At 71.3% G+C, this 18,836-nt stretch carries 18 protein-coding genes and 1 pseudogene; 13 read left to right on the top strand and 6 right to left on the bottom strand.

All coding sequences use genetic code 11. The annotated features are described in order from the left end of the window. Positions 1-164 precede the first annotated feature (164 nt). A complete protein-coding gene (locus EJ357_RS04950) occupies positions 165-1,334 on the top strand; it encodes a transglycosylase family protein (protein ID WP_126388988.1) in 1,170 nt (389 codons plus the stop codon). Here EJ357_RS04950 and EJ357_RS04945 read toward each other — a convergent pair. After that, positions 1,324-2,445, bottom strand: a complete 1,122-nt coding sequence (locus EJ357_RS04945) for a DMT family transporter (protein ID WP_175647313.1) — start codon at positions 2,443-2,445, stop codon at positions 1,324-1,326. The genes EJ357_RS04950 and EJ357_RS04945 overlap by 11 nt on opposite strands. 228 nt (positions 2,446-2,673) lie before the next feature. Here EJ357_RS04945 and EJ357_RS04940 point away from each other — a divergent pair, with 228 nt between their 5' ends. Genes EJ357_RS04940 through glgC form a run of 3 tightly spaced genes read left to right on the top strand, consistent with a single transcriptional unit; the run spans position 2,674 to position 5,876 of the window. Continuing rightward, entirely contained in the window at positions 2,674-3,411 is a 738-nt protein-coding gene (locus EJ357_RS04940) for a (2Fe-2S)-binding protein (protein WP_228472970.1), read from the top strand. A gap of 41 nt (positions 3,412-3,452) precedes the next feature. Beyond that, positions 3,453-4,604, top strand: a complete 1,152-nt coding sequence (gene glgA / locus EJ357_RS04935) for a glycogen synthase (protein WP_126388982.1) — start codon at positions 3,453-3,455, stop codon at positions 4,602-4,604. A 51-nt stretch (positions 4,605-4,655) separates the two neighbouring features. Continuing rightward, positions 4,656-5,876, top strand: coding sequence for a glucose-1-phosphate adenylyltransferase (gene glgC / locus EJ357_RS04930; RefSeq protein ID WP_126388980.1), 1,221 nt, complete (start codon positions 4,656-4,658; stop codon positions 5,874-5,876). A gap of 46 nt (positions 5,877-5,922) precedes the next feature. Here glgC and EJ357_RS04925 read toward each other — a convergent pair whose 3' ends face one another. Together EJ357_RS04925 and EJ357_RS04920 are read right to left on the bottom strand one after the other, a co-directional pair. Next, positions 5,923-6,594 (bottom strand): hypothetical protein, encoded by a 672-nt coding sequence (locus EJ357_RS04925; protein WP_126388978.1) that lies wholly within the window; start codon positions 6,592-6,594, stop codon positions 5,923-5,925. A gap of 180 nt (positions 6,595-6,774) precedes the next feature. After that, positions 6,775-7,662 carry a DMT family transporter gene (locus EJ357_RS04920; RefSeq protein ID WP_126388976.1) on the bottom strand — a complete coding sequence of 296 codons (888 nt, stop codon included), beginning with the start codon at positions 7,660-7,662 and terminating at the stop codon, positions 6,775-6,777. A gap of 73 nt (positions 7,663-7,735) precedes the next feature. Here EJ357_RS04920 and EJ357_RS04915 point away from each other — a divergent pair, with 73 nt between their 5' ends. The 4 genes and pseudogenes from EJ357_RS04915 (at position 7,736) to EJ357_RS04900 (ending at position 11,884) form a co-directional block, all read left to right on the top strand. Continuing rightward, on the top strand, positions 7,736-8,341 hold the full coding sequence (locus tag EJ357_RS04915; RefSeq protein ID WP_126388974.1) for a TetR/AcrR family transcriptional regulator: 606 nt from the start codon (positions 7,736-7,738) through the stop codon (positions 8,339-8,341). Positions 8,342-8,356: 15 nt separating this feature from the next. Next, positions 8,357-8,779, top strand: a pseudogene (locus EJ357_RS04910) (glycoside hydrolase family 2); the annotation flags it as partial. Between the two features lie 144 nt (positions 8,780-8,923). Further along, positions 8,924-10,261: a wax ester/triacylglycerol synthase family O-acyltransferase gene (locus EJ357_RS04905; protein WP_126388972.1), complete on the top strand. Its 1,338-nt coding sequence runs from the start codon at positions 8,924-8,926 to the stop codon at positions 10,259-10,261. A 105-nt stretch (positions 10,262-10,366) separates the two neighbouring features. Then, positions 10,367-11,884, top strand: coding sequence for an SDR family NAD(P)-dependent oxidoreductase (locus EJ357_RS04900; RefSeq protein ID WP_126388970.1), 1,518 nt, complete (start codon positions 10,367-10,369; stop codon positions 11,882-11,884). 86 nt (positions 11,885-11,970) lie between these two features. Here the strand turns inward: EJ357_RS04900 and EJ357_RS04895 are convergent, their stop codons facing one another. Both EJ357_RS04895 and EJ357_RS04890 read right to left on the bottom strand, forming a co-directional pair. Next, positions 11,971-12,777, bottom strand: coding sequence for an SDR family oxidoreductase (locus EJ357_RS04895; protein WP_126388968.1), 807 nt, complete (start codon positions 12,775-12,777; stop codon positions 11,971-11,973). A 25-nt stretch (positions 12,778-12,802) separates the two neighbouring features. Next, on the bottom strand, positions 12,803-13,192 hold the full coding sequence (locus EJ357_RS04890) for an HD domain-containing protein (RefSeq protein ID WP_126388966.1): 390 nt from the start codon (positions 13,190-13,192) through the stop codon (positions 12,803-12,805). A gap of 473 nt (positions 13,193-13,665) precedes the next feature. On the opposite strand from EJ357_RS04890, the gene EJ357_RS04885 reads away from it, so the two are divergent. The 5 genes from EJ357_RS04885 to EJ357_RS04865 all read left to right on the top strand — a co-directional run bounded on the left by EJ357_RS04885 (position 13,666) and on the right by EJ357_RS04865 (position 17,454). Next, entirely contained in the window at positions 13,666-13,839 is a 174-nt protein-coding gene (locus EJ357_RS04885; RefSeq protein ID WP_107489266.1) for a hypothetical protein, read from the top strand. A gap of 54 nt (positions 13,840-13,893) precedes the next feature. Continuing rightward, positions 13,894-14,376: a GNAT family N-acetyltransferase gene (locus tag EJ357_RS04880; RefSeq protein ID WP_126388964.1), complete on the top strand. Its 483-nt coding sequence runs from the start codon at positions 13,894-13,896 to the stop codon at positions 14,374-14,376. 81 nt (positions 14,377-14,457) lie between these two features. Beyond that, positions 14,458-15,036, top strand: a complete 579-nt coding sequence (locus tag EJ357_RS04875; RefSeq protein ID WP_126388962.1) for a TetR/AcrR family transcriptional regulator — start codon at positions 14,458-14,460, stop codon at positions 15,034-15,036. Positions 15,037-15,083: 47 nt separating this feature from the next. After that, a complete protein-coding gene (locus EJ357_RS04870) occupies positions 15,084-16,268 on the top strand; it encodes a GDSL-type esterase/lipase family protein (RefSeq protein ID WP_126388960.1) in 1,185 nt (394 codons plus the stop codon). A 253-nt stretch (positions 16,269-16,521) separates the two neighbouring features. Next, positions 16,522-17,454, top strand: coding sequence for a S1 family peptidase (locus EJ357_RS04865; RefSeq protein WP_126388958.1), 933 nt, complete (start codon positions 16,522-16,524; stop codon positions 17,452-17,454). A 28-nt stretch (positions 17,455-17,482) separates the two neighbouring features. On the opposite strand, the gene EJ357_RS04860 is transcribed toward EJ357_RS04865, so the two are convergent. Further along, entirely contained in the window at positions 17,483-18,826 is a 1,344-nt protein-coding gene (locus tag EJ357_RS04860) for an amidase (RefSeq protein ID WP_126388956.1), read from the bottom strand. Positions 18,827-18,836 lie beyond the last annotated feature (10 nt).

The following is an 18,836-nucleotide window of genomic DNA, read 5'->3' as shown; positions in this document are numbered from 1 at the left end:
CCACCGCACTCAGCCCGCCCCGAGCGTCATCCGGGGGGCACGGGCAACGTACGCCGATTCCTCGCCACTTGGCGTGACCGAGCGGCTGAATTGCCGTCTTGTCATGGCCTGTTCGCAGCGCTTACTTTTGCCCCTCCTGACGCATGTCCATGGGGGGCTCCGACATGGCCGCACGCGGCCGGCACCGCCGGTACCAGCCGAACAGGATCAACCGCGCCTCACTCACCGTCACCGCGGGCGGCGCCGGAATGGCGCTCCCCCTCATCGGCACCGGCGTCGCGCAGGCGGCCGACATGGACACCTGGAACAAGGTCGCCGCGTGCGAGTCCACCAGCCGCTGGCACGTCAACACGGGCAACGGCTACTACGGCGGTCTGCAGTTCGCCCAGTCGACGTGGGAGGCGTACGGCGGTACGCGCTACGCGGCCCGTGCGGATCTGGCCACCAAGGACCAGCAGATCGCCGTCGCGGAGAAGGTGCTGGACGGGCAGGGGCCCGGAGCCTGGCCGGAATGCTCGGTGCGGGCCGGGCTGACCCGGGGCGGGGACACTCCGGACATCCACCCCGCCGGCACCACGAAGAAGACCTCGGTCCAGGACGTCCAGCCGCAGAGCACGCCCCAGTCACGGGCGGGCACCGCCGAGATGTACACGGTCGTGCGCGGCGACACCCTGTCGGAGATCGCCGAGTCGCAGAAGGTCAGGGGCGGTTGGCGGGGGCTGTACGCCGCGAACCGCAAGGCCATCGGAGCGGACCCCGACCTGATCCTGCCGGGGCAGCGGCTCGCGCTGCGCGGCAAGGCCGCCACCACGACGACCGGGACGACGACCGGTACGACGTCCGCCCCCAAGTCCTCGCCCGAGAAGAACTCCTCGTCGTCGTCCGGGAAAACCGCTTCGGACCGGGGCGAACAGGCCACGGCCACCAGTCGCTCACTCGTGGCCCCCGTGGGCTCCGCCACCGGCACCCCGTACCGCAAGGCCGGTTCCTCCTGGTCGAAGGGCTACCACACCGGCGTCGACTTCCCCGTGCCGACCGGCACGTCCGTGAAGTCCGTCGGGGCGGGTCAGGTGGTCAGCGCGGGGTGGGGCGGCTCCTTCGGCTACCAGGTGGTGATCCGGCACGGCGACGGCCGCTACACCCAGTACGCCCACCTCTCGGCCATCTCCGTGAAGGCCGGGCAGTCGGTGGGCGCCGGGCAGCGCATCGGCCGCTCGGGGTCCACGGGCAACAGCACGGGCCCGCATCTGCACTTCGAGGTGCGGACGGGGCCCGGCTTCGGTGCGGACATCGACCCGGTCGCCTACCTCCGGGCCGGTGGCGTCAGGATTTGACGCGCATCCGATGCCGGTCGACGAGTGGCATGGGGACGTACGGGCCGCCGTAGAAGGGGCCGTAGAGGTTCGCGGGCTCGCTGTCGGTGCGCGTCGGCTCCCCGTCTGCGTACACGCCCTCCGCGGCAGCCGGGGCCGGGATGAGGATGCCGTCGATCCGGTCCGGTACGAGGAGTTCCTCGGGCGGCATCGCCGCGCGCTGCTCCGGAAGGCCGGCGAGCAGTTCCTCGGCGCCCACCGGGGCCACCGCCTCGGGCAGGGCCTGCGGGGTCTCCGCCTCCGTGCGCGCGATCCGCTCCGTCGTCAGCAGGATCAGGCCGCCCGCCGCCACCACGCCGCAGCCCAGGGCGAGCACGGTGCCGGTGGTGCCGTAGCGGAAGGTTTCGCCGAACATCGTGATGCCGACCGCGGCCGCCACCACCGGGTTCACCACCGTCAGCGTGGCCAGCGGCGCCGCCAGGCCCGCGCCCCGGTAGGCGGCCTGGGACAGCAGCAGACCGGCCGTGGCGAAGACGCCTATCGTGGCCAGCGATGGGATGTCGGCGGCCGACACCCCGCCGTTCCAGTCGACGGCGACTATCTTCGTGAACACCGAGGACATGCCGAAGGCTATGCCGGAGCCCGTCGCGAGCAGCATGCTGCGCACCGCGGGGTGCCGGTGGGCCGCCCGGCCCGCGACCATCAGCGTCACGACGATGCCGCCGGTCACCAGCGCCACCGCCGCCCGCTCCGCCGTGGCCAGCGACTGCGACTCGGAGGAGCCGACCAGGGAGAGCAGCCCGGCGAGACCCACGGTCGCCATGATCGCGCCCCGCCAGGCCGTCGACCCGGCCTTGCGGCCCACGAAGAGCGCCGCCATCGGCAGCGCGAACACGATCGTCAGGGCACCGAGCGGCTGCACCAGGCTCAGCGGACCGAAGGCCAGCGCCACCACGTGCAGCAGACCGCCGAGGCCGTTCAGCGCGACCGCCGCCCACCAGCCCGGCCGGCGCATCGGCGCGAACTGCTGCCCCGGGGAGGACACCGCGACACGCTCCTGGACGATCGCCCCGCCCGCGTACGCGACGGCGGAGATGAGCGACAGGAGCACGGACAACGCGAGGGCGCTCATGAGCTGCTCCTCTGCGTGAGGCGGGGGCGGCAGCCCCGGCGCGGCGAACGGTCGGCTCTCATAATCAACACGATGCCTCGAAAAGCTCTTCCCGTCGTCGTACCAGAGCACCGACCGTGTCGTACTGCCGATGGAGTACTAGGAGGCCCGCCTCATCCTCTGGTCGGGTGACCCCGGGCGGAGACCCCCAGGTGAGATCCCCGACAGGCCTTGGTACTACTGCTCTTCGTGGACCTCGACCCCGATCTCGCCGCGCTCGGGCCGCTCGGCGGCTTCTTCGTACTACGCACACCAGGAGAAGCACTTCGGCCCCTTGCGACCCTCGCGCAGGCGTACGCCGAACCCTCCTCGGACCCTCAGGGAGATCCCCTGGGTTTCCGCGTCCGGAAAGTCGCGAACGCCCTGCGCGCCCCCGAGTTGCGGATCGCCGCGTCCGTGGCCCAGCAGGGACTCGCGGCCCGCCTGTGGTCGGTGACGCTCGGCTGCGCCGCCCTCCACGGCCGGATCCCCGACCTCGACGCGCGCCTGCTGCGCTGGGACCCCGACGGCAGTGCCCCCGACGACCTGTGGCTCACCAAGGTGCGCCCGCTGCCGTCGGACCCGGCGAGCATCGCGGACGTCGTCCTGCACGGCCACCTGGAACCCCTGACCGCCGCCCTGCACCACCGGTACCGCGTCGCCTCCGGCCTGCTGTGGGGCAACGCCGCGTCCGCCCTCGCGGGCGCCGCCCGCCAACTGGACCAGTGGGCGCGCGCGGGCGGCCGTACCGACACCGCCGCCCGGGCCCGCGCCCTGACCGCGGAACTCCTCACCCACCCCCTCCTGGCCGGCACCGGCACTCTCACCGGAACAGCGTTCCGGCGCCGCAGCTGCTGCCTCTACTACCGGGTGCCCGGCGGCGGTGTGTGCGGTGACTGTTGCTTCACACGAGCCCCGCGCTCTTCCCCACGCGCCCCATCTGGGTGACCATGAAAGGGCAACCAGCCGCTGAGAACAGGGGGTTCCGGGTGCGAGTGGGACTGCTGACCCGGGAGTACCCCCCGGACGTGTACGGCGGCGCGGGCGTCCATGTCGAGTTCCTCGCCCGGGAGTTGAGGGACCTCGTCGACCTGGAGGTGCACTGCTGGGGCGAGGGCCGCGGGGTGGGCGTGCAGCGCCACCGCCCATGGTCCGCCCTCGACACCGCCAACGACGCGCTGCGCACCTTCTCCGTGGACCTCGCCATGGCCGCCGGCCTCGAAGGCCGCGAACTCGTCCACTCCCACACCTGGTACGCCAACCTCGCGGGCCACCTCGGCAAACTCCTGTACGGCATCCCGCACGTGATGACCGCCCACTCCCTGGAGCCCCTGCGCCCCTGGAAGGCCGAGCAACTCGGCGGCGGATACGCCCTGTCCGGCTGGGCCGAGCGCACCGCGATCGAGGCCGCCGACGCCGTGATCGCCGTCTCCGGAGCCATGCGCGAGGACATCCTCAGCTGCTATCCGGCGCTGGACCCGGCCGACGTCCACGTCGTGCACAACGGCATCGACACCACCCTCTACCGGCCCGACCACCGCACCGACGCCCTCGCCCGGTTCGGCCTCGACGCCGACCGCCCGTACGTGCTGTTCGTCGGCCGCATCACCCGCCAGAAGGGCGTGCCCCACCTGCTGCGCGCCGTACGGCACATCGACCCGTCCGTGCAGGTCGTGCTGTGCGCGGGCGCGCCCGACACCCCCGAGATAGACCAGGAGTTCCGCGACCTCTACCAGGAGCTGAGCCGCGTCCGCGACGGCGTGCTGTGGATCCCGCAGATGCTGCCGCGCCCCGAGGTGATCCAACTCCTCACACACGCCGCCGTGTTCGTCTGCCCTTCGGTGTACGAACCCCTCGGCATCGTCAACCTGGAGGCGATGGCCTGCGGAACTCCCGTGGTGGCCTCGCGGGTCGGCGGCATCCCCGAGGTCGTCGAGGACGGCAAGACGGGTCTGCTCGTCCCGCTGGACGACGACTTCGAGGTCGGCCTCGCGCAGGCCCTGGACTCGGTCGTCGGCGACCCGGAGACCGCCCGCCGGATGGGCGAGGCCGGACGGGAGCGCGCCGTGGGGGAGTTCGGCTGGGACGCGGTGGCGAGGCGGACGGCCCGGCTCTACGGGGAGATCCTCAAACAGGCTTAGCGCGCACTGCACAGGGGCAGGCTGGCATCAACCACGGTGAGGGGAGCGGCCATGCGTCGTGGCGGACCTTCGGTGCTCGGAATCGTACTGGCGGGCGGAGAAGGCAAACGCCTGATGCCCCTGACCACGGACCGTGCGAAACCCGCGGTCACCTTCGGAGGAACGTACCGCCTGGTCGACTTCGTCCTCTCCAACCTCGTCAACGCCGACATCCTGCGCATCTGCGTCCTCACGCAGTACAAGTCGCACTCCTTGGACCGGCACATCACCACGACGTGGCGCATGTCCAGCCTGCTCGGCAACTACGTCACCCCGGTCCCCGCCCAGCAGCGGCTCGGCCCGCGCTGGTACCTGGGCAGCGCGGACGCGATCCTGCAGTCCCTGAACCTGATCTACGACGAACGCCCCGAGTACGTCGCGGTGTTCGGCGCCGACCACGTGTACCGCATGGACCCGCGCCAGATGCTCGCCCAGCACATCGAGAACGGCGCAGGCGTGACGGTGGCGGGCATACGCGTGCCGCGCGCCGAGTCCTCGTCCTTCGGCGTGATCAGCCCCGGCTCGGACGGCCAGACGGTGGAACGCTTCCTGGAGAAGCCCGCCGACCCGCCCGGTCTCCCGGACGACCCGGAGACCGTCTACGCCTCGATGGGCAACTACATCTTCACCACCAAGGCCCTCATCGAAGCCCTCCAGCGGGACGCCGAGGACCGCAACTCCGTGCACGACATGGGCGGTTCGATCCTGCCCCAGCTCACCGACCGGGGCGAGGCCCAGCTGTACGACTTCAGCGCCAACCACGTCCCCGGCGAGACCAACCGCGACCGGGGCTACTGGCGGGACGTCGGCACCCTGGACGCGTACTACGACGCCCACATGGACCTGATCGCCGAGCGCCCCGCCTTCAACCTCTTCAACCGCAGCTGGCCCATCTACACCCACTCCAACCAGCTCTCCCCGGCCCGCTTCAACGCGGGCGGCATGGCGAGCGAGTCCATCATCAGCGCCGGGTGCCTGATCCGCGGGCAGGTGACGCGGTCCGTGCTCTCGCCGGGGGTGGTGGTCGACCCGGGGGCGGTGGTGCAGGGGGCGGTGCTGCACGACAACGTGCGTATAGGGCGGGGCGCGGTGGTGCGGGGCGCCGTGCTCGACAAGAACGTCGAGGTGCCGCCCGGCGCGACGATCGGCGTCAATCCGGACCGGGACTCCGAGCTGTACACCGTCTCCAAGGGCGGGGTGATCGCGCTGGGGAAGGGACAGCTGGTGTCCTAGGGCCTGTCGCTTTCACACGACAGGCCCTGGCCGGCGGGCCGCCTCGTCAGCCGCCGCGGGTGAAGACCTCGCCCCGGGTGGAGCCGGTGGAGCAGAGCTTCTTCTCGTCGGCCGTCATCTTGCGGGACTTGACCACGACCGCGCTGTGCTTTCCGTCCGTGCCGTTCGGGGCGGGGCCGGTGATCACGTCGGGTACGAACCAGTAGTAGTGGCCCCACTTGGGGTCGTCGTAGTGGGTCTGCCACGTGCCGGATATCCGCTGCATCACCTGGGCGCGGGAGATCCAGCCCACTTCTCCCGGCTGTACGTTCACGGTGAAGGAACTGGTCTCCGTGTGCGAGCTCTGCCACGTGTAGTTGTACGTCGCGGTCACGCTGGCGGTGATGATCCCTTCGATGCCGCCACCGACGGTCACCGAGCCTCCCACCGAGTGGGAGGAGCCCACGGTGTCGGCCCACGACATGGACTGCGAGGCGGGCGAGGCGGTGCAGTTGAAGAGCAGTTCCGAGACCTGACGGGGTGTACCGAGGTAGGCCTGGCCGATCTCCGGGGAGTTGAAGCTGCACTTGCCTTCGCCGGACGCGCAGTCGGCCATGATCTGCTCCGTGGTGGGCTGGTCCTCGGCCACAGCGGGCACGGCCGTCGCGATCATCCCGAACGCCGTCGCCGCCAGCACCAGGCTGCGTCCGCCGTACCGCAGTACGCGGTTCCTCGTCATGGTTGTTGCCTCTCGCCGTACGTGGGGGAAGGGTGACGCCGCCCGTTGTGCTCACTGGGGTTGCAGTCACCTTGTGGTGCCCACGAGGCTCACGTAGTCGAGGGCCGAGCTACACCAAGAACTCGTAAAGTTGTACTTGATTTCGCAACTGATGCACCGTCAATTGGATGACTGGTGACGTCAATTGACCGGTGCGGGGCGAGCCGAGGTGTCGCCGCGATGGACGATGGCGACCGCCGCGAGTCCGACGGCCAGCCCGAGCGCGGTCTGCGGGCCGAAGGGTTCGCCGAACATGAGGGCTCCCCAGACCGCCGTGACCGGAGCCATGAGGAACATGAGCGTGTTGACCTTGGTCACCCCGGAGCGCCGCAGGATGAGCCAGTACAGCCCGTACCCACCGAAGGTCGACAGGGCCACGAGCCAGATGATCGCGGTCCAGAACGACAACTCGGCGGGCGGCCCCGCCGCTCCGGCACTCACGGCGAAGATCGTGAAGAGGGCCGCGCTGGTCGCGCAGTGGAGGGTCATCGCCACCGTGGGCGCGACCTGTGTGCGCGAGCGGCTTTCCACGAACGTGGCCGCCACCAGCGCGAACATGCCGAGGAAGGGGACGAGGTAGGCCCACCAGGCCGCACCCGTACCCGCCGCGGCGTCGGCCACGGTGACGAGGGCGACACCGCTCACACCCAGACACAGGCCCAGCCACTGTCTGCGCGAGACGTACTGACGCAGCAACGGTCCGGCGAGCGCTCCGGCGACGAGGGGCTGGACGCCGTCGATCAGGGCTGTGGTGCCGCTGGAGACGCCGAGTTGGATCGCGTAGTAGACGGTGAGCAGGTAGCCGCTCTGCGACAGCACGCCGATCGCTGCCTGCCGGGCCACATCCCGCGCCGCGAGCCCGCGCCACGACGCTCTGGAGACGACGGCGACGCCGATCAGGACGACGGCCAGCGGCAGGAACCGCCACATCAGGATGGTGACCGCGGACGCGCTGCCCGCGCCGAGCTTGGCGCCGATGAACCCGGAACTCCAGCACAGCACGAAGGCGATCGAGAGCAGGACGTTCACGGCTTGCCCCTCCTCAACTAAACAGATCGGTATACCACCCTCCTCACTATACAGATCGGTATACTGGCTAGCCATGGGGACTACCGAGACACCGCGACGGATCACGATGACGCCTGGTGCGCGGCGCGCCCTGGAGGCCGCCGCGAGGCTGTTCTACGAGCGCGGCATCCATGCCGTCGGGGTGGACCTGATCGCCGCCGAGGCCGGGGTGACGAAGAAGACCCTCTATGACCGGTTCGGCTCCAAGGAGCAGATCGTCGTGGAGTACCTCGCGGATCGTGACGAACGCTGGCGGGCCTTCCTCGCCCGGTACCTCGACGATGCGCGGCCCGCGCAGGCCGCACGCGTCCAGGCCGTCTTCGACGCCTCGCGCGCCTGGTCGGCGAAGCATGGTTCCAAGGGGTGCAGCATGGTCAACGCGCACGCCGAGATCAGCGATCCGGCCCATCCCGCCTTCCCGATCATCACCGGCCAGAAGCAGTGGATGCTCGCCCTGTTCACCGACCTCGCCCGGGAGGTCGCCCCGGACGGGGCGGACCGCCTGGGCCGGTCGCTCATGCTCCTTCACGAAGGGGCGCTCGTCGCCCACGGCCTGAACGTCTTCGCGGACCCCATCGGCCATGCCGGCGAACAGGCCCAGGCTCTCCTGGCGACCGCCGCGAGCGCTGAGGCGCGGTGATGCCGAGGTCGGCGTGACCTCGGGGCCGACGGCGGCGCCGGTGACATCATGGACGAGCACGGCTGTCCGAGCCCGGCCCTGCCGCCACGCCCCGACGGTGAACGGGCACTGGTCAGCGGCGAGTACGGCGGCCTGGGCCTCGCGGTCCCCGGGTACGCCTGGCCGGTGCAGATGTCGTACGTCGACCCGGCGACCTGCACCGACGACCACCTCGCCCGGCTCGCCGAGGTGCGGGCCCTGGTCTGCCGGGGTGGCAACGGCGCCGTGTACACCCAGATCTCGGACGTCGAGGGGGAGCTGAACGGCTTCCTCACCTACGACCGGGCCGTACTGAAACCGGACACGAAACGGCTCAAGGATGCTCATGAGGCGCTCATCCGTGAGGCCTCCCGGGTGACACCGACGGGATGCCCGGCGCCGCAACCTGTGTTGGAGTGACCTCATATGCACCATGAGTCCCGCCCCTTTCGCGAGGGGCGGGACTTAATCTGCTGTTAACTGTGCGTAGCTTGATCGTACTTGACCGTAATCGCTTCAGGGCGATTGACTTCTGATTCCCCGTCGTCGACGCGAGGCAAGCCATTGACTTCTGACGTGCTCGCACCTCTCGATCTGGCGTTCTGGAACATCGAGTCCGCCGAACACCCCATGCACCTGGGCGCGCTGGGCGTGTTCACGGCGCACTCGCCCACCGCCGGTGCCCACGCGGCCGACCTGCTCGCCGCGCGCGCCGCAGCCGTTCCGGGGCTGCGGATGCGCATCCGGGACGCCTGGCAGCCCCGCGGGCTGCTCCAGCCGTTCTCCTTCGGGGGTGCCGCCCGCGAGCCCGCGCCCGACTTCGACCCCCTCGACCACGTCCGGCTGCACGCCCCGACCGCCGACTTCCAGGCGATGGCGGGCCGGCTCATGGAGCGCCCGCTGGAGCGCGGGCGGCCGCCGTGGGAGGCACACGTGCTGCCGGGCGAGGACGGGGTGTCGTTCGCCGTGCTGTTCAAGTTCCATCACGCCCTGGCCGACGGCCTGCGGGCACTGACGCTCGCCGCCGCCGTCCTGGACCCCATGGACATGCCCGCCCGCAAACCCCGTCCCGAGGAGCCCGCGCGCAGCCGCCTGCCCGATGTGCGCAGGCTGCCGGGGCTGGTGCGCGGTGCCCTGTCCGACGTCGGCAGGGCTCTCGACATCGGCGCCTCCGTCGCCGTGTCGACCCTCGGGATGCGCTCGTCGGACGCGCTGACCGCCGAGTCGAGCGGCACCCGCCGTACCGCCGGCGTCGTCGTCGACATCGACGACGTGCACGTGGTCCGCAAGGCCGTCGGCGGCACCGTCAACGACGTCCTCATCGCCGTCGTCGCGGGGGCCCTGCGTCGCTGGCTCGACGAACGCGGCGACGGCAGCGAGGGCGTCGCCCCGCGCGCCCTGATCCCCGTCTCCAAGCGCCGCCCGCGCACCGCGCACCCTCAGGGCAACCGGCTCTCCGGCTACTTGATACGGCTCCCTGTCGACGACCCCGACCCGCTGCGCCGCCTCGCCACGGTCCGCACCGCCATGGACCGCAACAAGGACGCCGGCCCCAACCGGGGCGCGGGCGCCGTCGCCCTGCTCGCCGACCACGTCCCGGCGCTCGGCCACCGGCTCGGCGGACCGCTGGTCGGCGGGGCCGCCCGGCTCTGGTTCGACATCCTGGTCACCAGCGTGCCCTTGCCCGGCATCGCCCTGAAGCTCGGCGGTCACCAGGTCACCGAGGTCTTCCCGTTCGCCCCGCTGGCCCGTGGCCAGTCGCTCGCGATCGCGATCTCCACGTACCGCGGACGCGTGCACTACGGGCTCGTCGCCGACGCCAAGGCCGTACCGGATCTCGATGTGCTGGCCAAGGCGGTGTCCGAGGAGGTGCAGTCGCTGATCACCGCCTGCGGTCCTTGATCGTCTCCGATTTTTGGAGGACCGGCCCGGCGCTCCGTAGAATTCCCCGTTCGAAAGCAGGCGCGGTCGGAGCGCCGCGCGGGTGATCAGGGAAACGGCAGCGCGATGACGGTGACAGAGGACGGCCCGGCGACCACGGACGAGGTCGCGTACGAGCCCGGTGACGAGGTCGTGTACGGCCCCGGCATCGACCCCGAGCGGCTCGCCGTCTGCCTCAGCGTGCTCGACGAGCTCGACAAGCTGGAGGTCGACCACCCCGACGCGATCGCCGTGCGCCGGGCCACCGCGGGCATCTACCGCACCGTCAAGCAGCGCCGTCGCCAGGAGCGCCGGGCCGCCAAGACCGCCCACGACAAGGCGGTCACGGAGGCCACGGCGACCGGCTCCGCCCAGCGCATCGACGACGAGACGGAGGGCATCCTGCCGTCGTCGGTCACCGAGGCCGGCAAGATCGCGGGGATACTCCAGCGCCCCCGTTCCTGCTACACCTGCAAGTCCCGGTACGTGGAAGTCGACTACTTCTACCACCAGCTCTGTCCGGACTGCGCCGCCGTGAACCGGGCCAAGCGCGACGTCCGCGCCGACCTCTCCGGCAAGCGGGCCCTGCTCACCGGTGGCCGCGCCAAGATCGGCATGTACATCGCGCTCAGGCTGCTGCGCGACGGCGCGCACACGACGATCACCACGCGCTTTCCGAAGGACGCCATCCGCCGCTTCAAGGCGATGGACGACTCGGCGGACTGGATGCACCGCCTGGAGGTCGTCGGCATCGACCTGCGCGACCCGGCCCAGGCCGTGGCCCTCGCCGACCAGGTCGCCGAGGCGGGCCCCCTGGACGTCCTGATCAACAACGCGACGCAGACCGTACGCCGCCTGCCCTCCGCCTACGCCGCCCTGGTCGAGGGCGAGAGCGCCCCGCTGCCCGCCGGTGAGCTGCCCGCCCACCACGTGATCGGAGCCTTCGGTTCCGGCGCCGTCGACGGCTTGGCCGCGCTGCCCGTCGGGATCTCCGGCCTCGACGCCCAGCAGGTCGCCGACCTCGCCCTGGTCGCGGGCAACGCCAGCGTCGCCCGGCACCTCGACGGCACCGCCATCGACGCGGGCGGACTCGTCCCCGACGTCGTCGACACCAACACCTGGGTCCAGACCATCGAGCAGATCTCCCCGGTGGAGCTCCTCGAGACCCAGCTGTGCAACTACACGGCGCCGTTCATCCTGATCAGCAAGCTGCGGCCGGCGATGGCCGAGGCCGCGAAGAAGGCGGCGAGCGGACGCGCGTACGTCGTGAACGTGTCGGCGATGGAGGGTGTCTTCGGGCGCGGCTACAAGGGTGCTGGGCATCCGAACACGAACGCCGCCAAGGCCGCGATGAACATGGTCACGCGCACCAGCGCGCAGGAGATGTTCCAGACCGACGGCATCCTGATGACCTCCGTCGACACCGGGTGGATCACGGACGAGCGGCCCCACTACGACAAGCTGCGGCTTGCGGAGGAGGGGTTCCACGCCCCGCTCGATCTGGTGGACGGGGCGGCTCGGGTCTACGACCCGGTCGTGCGGGGTGAGGCGGGAGAGGATCTGTACGGCGTCTTTCTGAAGGACTACGCGCCCGGTAAGTGGTAGGCGGGTGTCGGTGGCGCGTCTGCGGGTTGTGGGGGCCGGTCGCGCCCACGCGGCGGAGCCGCAGATCCATACAGCCCCGCACCCCTTCAGGTGGATCTGGTCCCCGGCGTCCGTAGGCGCTCGTGTATCGCGTACGCCGTCGCCGTGTGCGCCGCACGTACCCGTGTGCCTCCGTCCACCAGCAGGTCCGCCCCCGTCACCCACTCCGCCTCGTCCGACGCCAGCCACACCACCGCCCGCGCCACGTCCTGCGGCTCCCCGATCCGCCTCAGCGGCAGCCCGGCGGCGACCTCCTCCTCGCCCGGCTCCCACACGAACCGTGCCATCTCCGTGCGGACGAGGCCGGGGGACACGGAGTTGACCCGCACCTTCGGGGCCAGTTCGCCCGCGAGCTGCTGGGTCAGGTGGAGGAGGGCCGCCTTGCTCGTGCCGTACGCGCCGATGTGGGGACCGACATGACCGGCGCCCTCCGTGCAGATGTTGATCACCGCGCCGCCGTGTTCGCGCATCCAGGCCTGCCACGCGCACTGCACGAGCTGCAGCGGCGCCTCGACGTTCACGGTGAACGCCTCGCGCCACGCCAAGGGATCCACGTCCATGAGGGGGCCGTACGGCAGATTCGTGGCCGCGTTGTTCACGATCACATCGATCCGGCCGAACTCGCGCAGGGCCAGGTCCACGACCGCCCGCAGATGGTCCGGGTCGGCCACGCTCCCGGCCGCCCCCACCCCGCCCAGTTCGGCAGCCGTGCGCCGTACCTCGTCCGCGTCCCGCGCGGTCACGCACACCCGCGCCCCGGCGGCGGCCAGTTCCCGGGCGACGGCGTGCCCGATGCCGCGCGTGGCGCCGGTGACGACGGCGGCCCTGCCCTGAAGTCCGTACGACGGCCTCATCGCCGTACCGTCTCATGACGGACCGTCAGTCAACAGCCCCAAGACGCGAGTGCCGTGCCGCCACCAGCTCAAGGACCGTGCGCCAGTCCTCCAGGACACCGGCGTCGAATCCGGTGGCCCGGCTCTCCTCGTCCGCCAGGCTGAGGCGGAACGCGTCCTCGTCGTTGCCGTGGCCGCGTACGAGGCGGTAGACGCGCTCGCCCAGCAGCGGTCGTACGGCCTCGGCCGCGCTCTCGGTGCGGCGGACCCCGTCGCCGGGGGACAGCAGCTCCCCGATGTCGTGCACCAGCCCCGCCACTTGGAGCTCCTTGTCGGCGGGGCGGCTGCGGCGCAGCAGCGCGGCGGTGCGCAACGCGCGCTGGTGCGGGCAGGCGTACAGCAGATCCATCAGCTCTTCGACACTGCGCAGCTCCATGCGTCAGTCCTCCCGCCGGACAAGCCGTTGCCGTCCGTCAGCAGATCATGGCCGCCTTGCGAATCGGCCAACGGGACTTGAACTGCGCGGCGTGCGGGCGACCGGAGTGGCAACGGAAGGTGATGTTGAGCCGAACGGGTGACCTGTAAACCGCACATTCCGTAACAAACACGTGAATAGCGGGTCTGCCGAATGCCGGTTGTCTCCGGATAGTTACACCTTGTTTGCAGCCCCATCGAGCGGGCACCCGCTCATTTGGTTAGTCTGTAGCGGACGGACAGCAGTACAGGGTCCCAACCCACACCCATGGTCCGTCCCGGGACAAGCCGGTGCACAACGGCCTGCTTGCACACCAGTTACCGGCGCCACCGCGTCCGAGCCGACTTTGAGTAAGACCCGAGCGGGCGTCAGGTACCGGACCGCAGACTGGCCGGCCCCGCCCCGAGGGTGATCCGACACAGAAGGAGTGCGCGGTGACACCTGAGCAGACGAATCGCGAACAGCGCCCCAAGGAACGCACGGAGCGCTCGGGACGCCGGTCCAAGGAGATCGGCAGTCTCGATGTGTGGGCCAGGTCCGCCCCGATCCGCCTGGCCGGCTACGAGGACGACCTCGCCGAGCCCCACATCCTGCCCAGCGTCGACTGACGGGGCAGAACCCTTCGCGATCGCCGACCGCATGGGCGTGCGAGACTCACGCCCATGCTGATCAGAGAAGCCGCGGCCGAGGACTGGCCGCGGATTTGGTCTTTCTGGCACCGGATCGTCGCCGCCGGCGAGACCTACACCTGGGATCCGGACACCCCCGAAGACGCGGCGCGGGCGCTGTGGATGAACCCGGCCAAGCGGGTCTACGTCGTCGAGGACGACGCCGGCGCCGTCGTCGCCTCCGCGTATCTCACGCCCAACTACGGTGGACCCGCCGCCCGTATCGCCAACGCCGGCTTCATGGTCGACCCCGATCAGGGCGGCCGTGGCCTCGGCCGTGCTCTGGCCGAACATGTCCTGGCCGAGGCCAGGAAAGGCGGCTACCGGGGCATGGTCTTCAACGCGGTCGTCGAGACCAACCCGGCCGTGCGCCTGTGGACCTCCTTCGGCTTCACGATCCTCGGCACGGTCCCGGACGCCTTCGATCACCCCCGGCACGGACGGGTGGGCCTGCACATCATGTACAGGGAGCTTTAGCGGGTTGAAGCTGCACCATCGGCATTTGCCTAAATGCTTTAGGTAAATGCATACTCGGTTACGGTAATCGAGGGGATGGTTATGGCGCGTGTGGGACTGAGCACGGAACGTCTGGTCCGGGCAGGTGCGGAACTCGCCGACGAGATCGGCTTCGAGCAGGTGACCGCGTCGGAGCTCGCCCGGCGGTTCGACGTCAAGGTCGCGAGCCTGTACTCGCATGTGAAGAACTCCCAGGACCTCAAGACCCGGATCACCCTGTTCGCGCTGGAGGAACTGGCCGACCGGGCCGCCGACGCCATCGCCGGACGGGCCGGCAAGGACGCCCTGGTCGCCTTCGCGAACGTCTACCGCGACTACGAGCGCGAGCACCCCGGCCGCGCCGCCGCCGCGCGCATGCGGCTGGACCCGCGGACGGCGGCCGCGAGCGCGGGCGTCCGGCACGCGCAGATGACGCGGGCGATCCTGCGCGGCTACGAGCTGACGGAGCCGGACGCGACCCACGCCGTACGGCTGCTGGGCAGCGTCTTCCACGGCTACGCCAGCCTGGAGTCGGCGGGCGGCTTCAGCCACAGCGCCCCCGACTCCGAGGAGACCTGGACCCGGATCCTGGACGCCCTCGACGCCCTGCTGCGCAACTGGCCCACGGCCTCCACCCCCTGACCGACAGGGCCGACGACCGGGACGCCGACGACAAGGACTCTGAGGACATGGACACCCCGCACGACTGGATCACCACGCCCCTCACCGCCGACCTCCTGCGCGGCGCCCTCGACGTCGAGCGCACCGAGCACGGCGTACTGCCGCACCGGCTGCCGGCCCGGGCGCGCGCCCAGAACACCGACGGTCAGCTGGCCATGGCCGAGTCACAGCCCTCCGGCGTACGGCTGGCCTTCCGCACCCGGGCCACGGCCGTCGAACTCGACACGCTGCCCACCAAACGGAGTTACGTGGGCGCCCCGCCCCGCCCGGACGGTGTATACGACCTGATCGTCGACGGCAGCACCGCCGGGCAGGGGAGTGTGACCGGCGGCAATGTCGTGACCATCGACATGACCGCGGGCACCGCCGAGCACCGGCCCGGCCCGGCCGGCACCGTCCGCTTCACCGGGCTGCCCGACGGCGACAAGGACGTCGAGATCTGGCTGCCGCACAACGAGACCACCGAACTGATCGCCCTGCGCACCGACGCCCCCGTGGAACCCGCCCGCGATCCGGGCCGCAGGGTGTGGCTGCACCACGGCAGTTCGATCAGCCACGGCTCCGACGCCGCGAGCCCTACCGGCATCTGGCCCGCGCTCGCCGCCCGCCTCGGCGGCGTCGAGCTGATCAACCTGGGCCTGGCCGGCAGTGCCCTCCTCGACCCGTTCACCGCCCGCGCCCTGCGCGACACCCCCGCCGACCTCATCAGCCTCAAGATCGGCATCAACCTCGTCAACATGGACCTGATGCGGCTGCGCGCCTTCGGCCCCGCGGTCCACGGGTTCCTCGACACCGTCCGGGAAGGGCACCCGACGACACCACTGCTGGTCGTGTCGCCCATCCTGTGCCCGATCCACGAGGACACGCCCGGCCCCTGCGCCCCGGACTTCAGCGCCCTCGGCACGGGACGACTGAAGTTCGTCGCCATGGGCGACCCGGCGGAACGCGCGAGCGGCAAGCTGACGTTGGGCGTCATCCGGGACGAGCTGTCCCGCATCGTGAAGCAGCGGGCGGTCGACGACCCGAACCTGCACCACCTCGACGGCCGCGACCTCTACGGCGAGACCGACTTCGCCGAACTGCCCCTGCCCGACGACCTCCACCCCGACGCCGCCACCCACCGACGTATGGGCGAACGCTTCGCGCGCCTGGCGTTCGGTGCCGACGGGCCCTTCGCCCTCCGCGGACTCTGAGGCTGCGGGGAGACGCCGAACGCGAGGTCCGCGGCCGGGGTGTCGCAGTCCCTCACCCGCCCTGCGTGACGCCGGCCCGGTCAGCCCACCGGGCCGGCCGCTGGTGCTGCCCATGCAAGTCCGAGGTCGTGCCGTCACCCGTACGAGCTGTCCGGATCGCTGGAGGCCTGGGGCGTGGTTAGCGTCCGGAAGAGATCACCGAACGGCCGTTCCCGTCCTGCGGTGTGTGGCCCGACCCTTCCTGGAGACCCGTATGAGGATCAGACGCCCGGCGCCCCGCGGCGCGAGACGCCCTGCCCGCCTGGTCGCCCTGGCATCCGGGCTGACCGCCCTGGCGGCGACGGTCCTGACCGGGACCGCGGCCCCCGCGGGCGCCGTCGAACCCGGACCGAGCACCACGTACAGCTCCGCGCAGCTTGCCGCGGTCGAGAAGGCGGTCGCGAGCGCCGATGTGGCCGGCACCGCCTGGAGCGTGGACGAAACGTCCCGCAGGGTGCTGCTCGCCGCCGACAGCACCGTGCCCGGCGCCGCGATCGACGCCATCAAGCGGGGCGCGGGCGCCAACGCAGGCGCGCTGCGCGTCGAGCGCCTGCGGGGCAAACTCACCGCGTACGTCTCCGGAGGCGACGCCGTCTACGGCAACGGCCCCGCCGGCCAGTACCGCTGCTCCCTCGGCTTCAACACCCAGGACGGGGCCGGGAACTACTTCTTCCTGACCGCCGGCCACTGCACCAACGGCATCACCGACTGGTACTCCGACCGGTTCGTCACGCACATCGGCACCACCGCCGGGTCCAGCTTCCCCGGCAACGACTACGGAATCGTGCGGTACGACAGCGGCCAGCCCGTCCCGCCCGGCACGGTCGGCAGCCAGGACATCACCAGCGCCGGCGAGGCCCAGCTCAATCAGCAGGTCTGCCGCCGCGGCTCCACGACCGGCACCCGCTGCGGCCGTGTCACCGGCCTCAACTGGACCGTGCGCTACCCGCAAGGCACCGTCACCGGCCTGATCCGCACCAACATCTGCGCCAACCCCGGCGACAGCGGCGGCCCCCTCTACGCGGGCAGCCAGGGGCTGGGCCTCACCTCCGGCGGCTCGGGCAGCTGCAGCTTCCCGTTCTTCGCCACGACGTTCTACCAGCCGGTCACCGAGGCCCTCAACGCCTACGGGGTGCGCGTGTACTGAGCACGAGCACGCCCGCTCGCGAAACGACCTAGTCCAGTGGTGCCGTCCGCCGCCACGGACGCAGCGCCTCGATCCGCTCCGCCAGCGCCAGCAGCTCCGCCTCCGAGCCGGGGCGCCCGACCAGCTGTACCGCGGCGGGGGCCCCGGAGGGGAGCGTGCCGAACGGGACCGCCATGGCGGGCCAGCCGGTGAGGTTCCACGGTGGGGTGAGCGGGGAGTAGTTGGTGTTGGCCATGACGTTGCGCAGCCAGCCCCGCTCGTGCCATGGCTCGGACTTGGGGGAGCGGCGGGCCAGGGCCGGGGTGAGCAGCACGTCGTACTCGGCGAAGAACGGCTCCAGCCGCCGGCGCAGCTCCTCCCGGCTCGCGCCGGCCCGTACCCGGTCGACGAAGCGCTTCCCGACGGCGGCGTGGACCCGGGTCCGGCGGGTGAGTTGCCGGGGGTCGAGGCCCTGGGCGTCCACCGAGGTGCCCGCCGTCCAGTGGGTCAGCGAGGTGACGCCCAGCGACATCGGATACGGCGGGTCGGCGCGCCGTACCTGGTGACCGGCCTTGATCAGCAGCGCCGCGGCATCGCGGGCGGCGGTCGCGTACGGCTTGCTGATGGTGACGCCCGCGAGCGGGCTGCGCAGGGACACGGCGATCCGGTGGGTGCCGGGGGTGTCCGGTCGTACGACCTCGGTGTCGGCGAGGATCGACAGCATCAGCCGGGCGTCCTCGACCGTGGTGGCCAGTGGGCCGTTCTCCGACATGCCGAACCAGTCGCCGTCGCTGATGCCGGCCGGGACCACGCCGTGCCCGGGCTTGATGGTGACCAGGCCGCAGTTGGCCGCCGGGATGCGCAGGGAGCCCATGCCGTCGTTGCCGAGGGCGATCGGCACCATGCCCGCGGCGACCGCGGCCGCGCTGCCGCCGGACGAGCCGCCCGCCGTGCGCGAGGTGTCCCAGGGGTTGCGGGCGGTGCCGTGCACGCCCTCCGTGGTGCCGAAGACACACAGCTCCGGCACGTTCGTCAGGCCCACGACCACCGCGCCGGCGGCCCGCAGCCGGGCCACGGTGACGTGGTCGTCGTCGGCCGGGGTGTCCGGCGTGGCCGCGGAGCCGACGCGGTTGGACTCGCCGCGCACCGCGAGGTTGTCCTTGATCGCCACCGGCACGCCCGCGAGGGGCAGTTCGGCCAGGTCGGCGCGCGAGCCCACCTCGTCGGCCTCGGCGAGCGCCGCCTCGGCCCGGACCAGGCGGAAGGCGCCGACGCGGCCGTCGAGCCGCTCGATGCGGGCCAGGTGCTCGGCCACCACCTCACGGGGTGTGGCCTGCTTCTCGCGTACGGCGGCGGCGATCTCGGCGGCGGTCCGGCCGACCCAGCTGGTCACGGGCGCTCCT

Source organism: Streptomyces cyaneochromogenes (assembly GCF_003963535.1).
Classification (GTDB): Bacteria; Actinomycetota; Actinomycetes; order Streptomycetales; family Streptomycetaceae; genus Streptomyces; species Streptomyces shaanxiensis.
Note: the sequence above shows the minus strand (reverse complement) of the source record. Positions and strands in the feature narration are given on the sequence as shown.

Bases quoted from the DNA above. Each gene is read 5' to 3' on its own strand.
- EJ357_RS04950 (WP_126388988.1), top strand. From the start codon at position 165: ATGGCCGCACGCGGCCGGCACCGCCGGTACCAGCCGAACAGGATCAAC.
- EJ357_RS04945 (WP_175647313.1), bottom strand. From the start codon at position 2,445: ATGAGCGCCCTCGCGTTGTCCGTGCTCCTGTCGCTCATCTCCGCCGTC.
- glgC (WP_126388980.1), top strand. From the start codon at position 4,656: ATGCGTCGTGGCGGACCTTCGGTGCTCGGAATCGTACTGGCGGGCGGA.
- EJ357_RS04925 (WP_126388978.1), bottom strand. From the start codon at position 6,594: ATGACGAGGAACCGCGTACTGCGGTACGGCGGACGCAGCCTGGTGCTG.
- EJ357_RS04915 (WP_126388974.1), top strand. From the start codon at position 7,736: ATGGGGACTACCGAGACACCGCGACGGATCACGATGACGCCTGGTGCG.
- EJ357_RS04900 (WP_126388970.1), top strand. From the start codon at position 10,367: ATGACGGTGACAGAGGACGGCCCGGCGACCACGGACGAGGTCGCGTAC.
- EJ357_RS04895 (WP_126388968.1), bottom strand. From the start codon at position 12,777: ATGAGGCCGTCGTACGGACTTCAGGGCAGGGCCGCCGTCGTCACCGGC.
- EJ357_RS04890 (WP_126388966.1), bottom strand. From the start codon at position 13,192: ATGGAGCTGCGCAGTGTCGAAGAGCTGATGGATCTGCTGTACGCCTGC.
- EJ357_RS04880 (WP_126388964.1), top strand. From the start codon at position 13,894: ATGCTGATCAGAGAAGCCGCGGCCGAGGACTGGCCGCGGATTTGGTCT.
- EJ357_RS04875 (WP_126388962.1), top strand. From the start codon at position 14,458: ATGGCGCGTGTGGGACTGAGCACGGAACGTCTGGTCCGGGCAGGTGCG.
- EJ357_RS04870 (WP_126388960.1), top strand. From the start codon at position 15,084: ATGGACACCCCGCACGACTGGATCACCACGCCCCTCACCGCCGACCTC.
- EJ357_RS04865 (WP_126388958.1), top strand. From the start codon at position 16,522: ATGAGGATCAGACGCCCGGCGCCCCGCGGCGCGAGACGCCCTGCCCGC.